Source organism: uncultured Leptotrichia sp. (genome assembly GCF_938036635.1).
Taxonomy (GTDB): domain Bacteria; phylum Fusobacteriota; class Fusobacteriia; order Fusobacteriales; family Leptotrichiaceae; genus Leptotrichia; species Leptotrichia hongkongensis.
Genome location: NZ_CALHQO010000393.1, coordinates 1 through 4,571 on the forward strand (window position 1 = coordinate 1; position 4,571 = coordinate 4,571).

The window sequence follows — 4,571 nt, forward strand, 5'->3', positions numbered from 1 at the left end:
AAATGTTATAAGCAGAATGTTTAGGAATATTCAAAATGAAAAACTTTCAGGAAGTTTTAAAAGAATTTTTGACATAAATGAAATTATAAATTTTTATGTTGATGATGTAACGGAAAAATATGATAAAGTTCGGATAATTGGGGATATTCATTCGTGCTTTACAGCGATTTCTGAAATTGTGAAGGATTTTGACAAAAATACCTTGTATGTATTTTTAGGAGATTTTTTGGACAGGGGAATCGAGCATAAACAGACACTTTTGTTAATGCTGGATTTATATAAAAAGGAAAATGTTATAATGATTGAAGGAAATCATGAAATTCACTTGGAAAATTTTGCCAATGATTTTAAAATTAACTCAAAGGAATTTTTAAATGTAACTTTGCCAGCAATTTTGGAAAATGAAAAAAATATTGATATTTTTATTATTAAACAATTTTACAGTTTTCAACACAGCTTAAATTCCAAACTCCTAAGCAACATACTAATATTTTTTACCAACTTAGGAAATCACGGATTAATATGGATTGCAATAACATTATTTCTGCTTTCTAGCAAAAAATATCGAAAAATCGGATATTTAGCAGTAATTTCATTGATTATAAATGCAATTATTGTAAATGTCATTTTAAAAAATCTTACGCATAGAGCAAGACCCTTTACAGAAATAACTGACATTATTCTTTTAGTCAAAGCCCCAAAGGATTTTTCATTTCCTTCAGGACATACTTCAGCATCTTTTACAATGGTATATATTTTTTACAAACATTTAAAAAAATATTTTCCAGCTGTACTGATAACAAGCATTATTATTGCCTTTTCAAGACTATACTTAACTATGCATTTTCCAAGTGATGTTTTGGCTGGATTGCTTATTGGACTATTTGCAGGGTTTTTGGGGGAGAAAATTTTTAATAAGAAAAATAATTTGATGAAAAGTTAGGATTTCCTAGCTTTTTTTGTATAAAAATTTATTTTTCATAATTAATACTCCGAACATTTTATAATCAGTTGCAGTATAAAAATTATAATTCCAAATATCATCCAAAAATTTGATTTTTTTCTTTCATAAGTTTCTTCCTTTATATTTCTGCCCTTAGAATTTTTTTCTATAAAATATATCAAATCGTTATCGTATTCAATTTCATAATTTTTTTCTGAAATTTTATCGCCCGCATATTCTCCTTTTTCTTCCAGAAAATTCTGTGCATCTCTTATTGTTTCTCTCCCAAGTTCGATCAATCCTGTTTCATTTAATACTTTAAATGCCCATTCCTTTGATTTGTTCCCATTTTCCTGTCTATTATTGTAATATATCATATCACTAATTGCAGGAGCATATTTCATATTAGCCGCTTTTTCATATAGCGCGTATGTTTCCTCTTCACTTTTTCCAAATTCCCTACTGCATTCATAAAGTATCCCAAGTTTATAAATAGATTTCGCATCTCCCATTTCCTGTCCAATTTTATACCATTTTTCAGCTTCTTTCTCATTTTCTTCAGCTATATCAAAATATTTCCCCAGTTCATAAGCCGCTTCTTTCACTCCTAAAGAATAAGCCTTTTCATACATATCTTTGGCTTTTTCTCCATTGCCTGCAACATAATATGATTTTGCAAGCGACAAATATCCTCTTTCATTATATTGTGCCGCTTCAAGAAATAGTTTTTGAGCATTTCCCTTATCTCTCTTTTCCAAAAATTCATTTCCCTGATTAATCAGTTCCACGTATTTTCTGTCTTTTTCATTTCCGAGCATAAATTCAATATTCTTGATTATTTCAGAATTCAATCCCATAATTTGCTTTTCATTTAACAATTTTTCCTGCCATTCTAGTATTTTTTCTCTTTTATTCTGCTTAAAGTAAATTCTTACAAGATTGTATATTAATTCAGCATTTTTGGTATCAGCAATTTTTAGATAAATACTTTCTGCTTCTTCATAATCCTTCTTTTCTTCAGCAATTTTTCCTAGCCTAATTATTGAATTAATTTCACCATTTTCCGCACCTGCCACATACCAGCCTTTTGCAATTTCATAATTTCCCGATTCTTCTTCAATCAGCCCTATGTAATACATAGCCTCCTTTATTCCTGAATTATATGCCAAATTTAATACGTTTACAGCACTTTGGTTATCTTTCTCGCAATAATAGTAATACTTTCCAAGCTCGTAATTTGCTCTTTGGCTGAATTTCAAGGATTCAGCTATTTTATCCCTTGCTTCTCCAAAAAATCCTGACATTATAAATATATTCGCTGTTCTAATATTTTCTTGATATTCCTCGCTTTCCTTTTTATCATATTCTATAAAATCTTTCCCATAATCTTCTGTAACAATATCATCCAATGAAACTATCTTCACGCCAAATTTATCTACATTCGCTGTTTTTCCATTTTGTTTAGGCTCACTTTCCGAAGAAATTCTATTTTCATCATAAGCACTTTCACTAAAACTTTCTCTTTCTTCAGCTTCATATTTTTCAATTTCACGAACTTTTCTTTTTCTTTTTTCCCTTTCCTGCATTTCTCTCGAAAAGTCATCAAATTCATCCATTTTTTTACGATTTCTAAAATTCATTATTATCAAAATTACAATTCCAATAACTACGACTAATACCGATATTAATATTTCCATATTTTCTCTTTTCTCCTGTACTCGCTGTTATATTTACGATTTTATCCATTATCTTAAACATTATCAATTCAGAATCTATTTTTATCATTCAATGTAAACGCTCATTATTTTTTATTATTTTCTTCCAAAATCTTTTATTTTCAAAAAAACAAAAACTATGACAGCACAAAAAATAAAAAATACCTCAAGATTACCAGCATTATTATTGCTGTCAATACACTCCTGTCTTTCCTTAGCGTCAACAATACTTTCACAACTTCTCTGACTTGAACTTCCTGAATGAGATCTGTGACTTCTCCAAAAAGATGATGAATTTTCTTGTTCCTCGTCACTTGATTTTTTAGATTTTCCATTTCCTTCTCCATCCGAATGACCGCTCGAATGTTCTCCACTATTATGTTCTCCACTGTGATGCCCACCACTATAATGATGGCTTCCACTTCCATGAGAATGGCTATGTCCTCCTCCGTGAAAATGTCCACCGCCACCTCTTCTTACTAATTTTTCCATTTGACCTCCTCTTTATCTACTATGTTTTTCTTAAATAATACTTATTAAGTATATATACAAATCCTATTCTCAAAAATTATCACTTTTATTAATCATAAGATATTTTTATTTATATTTTTCTAAAGCTTATTTTTATCTTTTATCTGACAATTCTCATCATATTCATGATTTTTATCTTTTATTTTCACAATTTCTTCTCTATTTTCATCTTTTTCTTTAAAAATTCTGAATGTCTTGTAATCTGCACCTTCTAATATCCTTCCATACACAATAAGTCCAGAGGTGCGGAGCTTCTTAATAAAGTGGATAATGGGAGCTTCAAATTCGTCTTGGAGCGGACTAAGGGTAAGTTCTACAGATACTTTCATTGTAAAAATACTTTTGTTTTCGGATAGCAAATATACTAAAAAAAAAGGAAATAGCGCATATTTTTTGAATATATTTTTTGATAAAACTACAAATAGTAGTAACTTTGCCTGCTGTAACAGTAATCGCAAAAGTAATGACAAGAAAAATAAGTGTTTCCCGACAGTTTCTTAAGAAAAGTATGTTCATTCTGCTTTTCCTTCTTCTAATGGCAACTGTGGTGATCCACAATGCCGATAGTACTATACGTAAGGCTAGTGTGGATAAGCTCTATACGGAACTTGACAGTATTCCCAAGCGGGAAGTGGCTTTACTCTTGGGCACTAGCAAAACACTTAAGAACGGTCAGCCTAACTTATATTTCCAATATAGGGTGGAGGCTGCTGCAGCTCTTTTCAAAGCCAAGAAAGTGGATTTTATTCTCATCAGTGGGGATAATAGTCGAAAAGGCTACGATGAACCTACTGATATGAAAGAGGCTTTGGTAGCCCAAGGGATACCTTCGGATAAGATTTACTTGGATTATGCGGGCTTCCGTACGCTAGATTCGGTGATAAGAGCCAAAGAGATATTCTCCCTTACGGAACTGACTGTTGTCTCCCAAGCCTTTCACAATCAAAGGGCGATCTATTTAGCTCAAAAGTATGGAATCAATGCCATTGGTTTTTGTGCTAGGGATGTAGATAAGTATTCAGGCTTTAAAACCAGAGTAAGGGAGTACTTTGCCCGAGTGAAAGTCTTTTGGGACTTGACTTTTGGGGTGAAGCCCAAGTTCTTAGGTGAGAAAATAGAAATACATTAGTTATGCCGGAGATAGGAAATTTGTACTTGATACCCAACCTATTAGGAGAGAGTGAGGTCTCTGAGGTCTTGCCCCCTCGTGTACGGGAGGTAGTGCTACACTGCAAGCACTTTATAGTGGAGAATGCCAAGAATGCCCGACACTTCATCAAGCAGATAGCCCCCGAACACCCCCAAGCGGAATTGGAGCTTTTCGTGCTGAACAAGCATACCTTAGAGGAGGATAAGCAGCAGTTCCTATCCCCTTGTCTTTC

At 32.3% G+C, this 4,571-nt stretch carries 6 protein-coding genes; 2 read left to right on the forward strand and 4 right to left on the reverse strand.

The window, feature by feature from the left end; translation table 11 throughout:
- Positions 1–943, forward strand: a 943-nt coding sequence (locus Q0370_RS07835) for a phosphatase PAP2 family protein (RefSeq protein ID WP_299574282.1), incomplete at its 5' end; no start/stop codon positions are given.
- A 41-nt stretch (positions 944–984) separates the two neighbouring features.
- Here Q0370_RS07835 and Q0370_RS07840 read toward each other — a convergent pair.
- The 4 genes from Q0370_RS07840 to Q0370_RS07855 all read right to left on the reverse strand — a co-directional run bounded on the left by Q0370_RS07840 (position 985) and on the right by Q0370_RS07855 (position 3,518).
- Positions 985–2,640: a sel1 repeat family protein gene (locus Q0370_RS07840; protein ID WP_299574285.1), complete on the reverse strand. Its 1,656-nt coding sequence runs from the start codon at positions 2,638–2,640 to the stop codon at positions 985–987.
- Positions 2,573–2,728 carry a hypothetical protein gene (locus Q0370_RS07845; protein WP_021745922.1) on the reverse strand — a complete coding sequence of 52 codons (156 nt, stop codon included), beginning with the start codon at positions 2,726–2,728 and terminating at the stop codon, positions 2,573–2,575. The genes Q0370_RS07840 and Q0370_RS07845 overlap by 68 nt, the downstream gene beginning before the upstream one ends.
- A gap of 26 nt (positions 2,729–2,754) precedes the next feature.
- The gene (locus Q0370_RS07850) at positions 2,755–3,150 is read right to left on the reverse strand and encodes a zinc transporter 7-A (protein WP_299574289.1); all 396 of its coding nucleotides are present in this window, start codon (positions 3,148–3,150) and stop codon (positions 2,755–2,757) included.
- 119 nt (positions 3,151–3,269) lie between these two features.
- Entirely contained in the window at positions 3,270–3,518 is a 249-nt protein-coding gene (locus tag Q0370_RS07855; RefSeq protein WP_299574291.1) for a hypothetical protein, read from the reverse strand.
- A 134-nt stretch (positions 3,519–3,652) separates the two neighbouring features.
- Here Q0370_RS07855 and Q0370_RS07860 point away from each other — a divergent pair, with 134 nt between their 5' ends.
- Positions 3,653–4,318, forward strand: a complete 666-nt coding sequence (locus Q0370_RS07860; protein WP_299574294.1) for an ElyC/SanA/YdcF family protein — start codon at positions 3,653–3,655, stop codon at positions 4,316–4,318.
- The last annotated feature ends 253 nt before the right edge of the window (positions 4,319–4,571 follow it).

Bases quoted from the DNA above. Each gene is read 5' to 3' on its own strand.
- Q0370_RS07840 (WP_299574285.1), bottom strand. From the start codon at position 2,640: ATGGAAATATTAATATCGGTATTAGTCGTAGTTATTGGAATTGTAATT.
- Q0370_RS07845 (WP_021745922.1), bottom strand. From the start codon at position 2,728: ATGATAAAAATAGATTCTGAATTGATAATGTTTAAGATAATGGATAAA.
- Q0370_RS07850 (WP_299574289.1), bottom strand. From the start codon at position 3,150: ATGGAAAAATTAGTAAGAAGAGGTGGCGGTGGACATTTTCACGGAGGA.
- Q0370_RS07855 (WP_299574291.1), bottom strand. From the start codon at position 3,518: ATGAAAGTATCTGTAGAACTTACCCTTAGTCCGCTCCAAGACGAATTT.
- Q0370_RS07860 (WP_299574294.1), top strand. From the start codon at position 3,653: ATGACAAGAAAAATAAGTGTTTCCCGACAGTTTCTTAAGAAAAGTATG.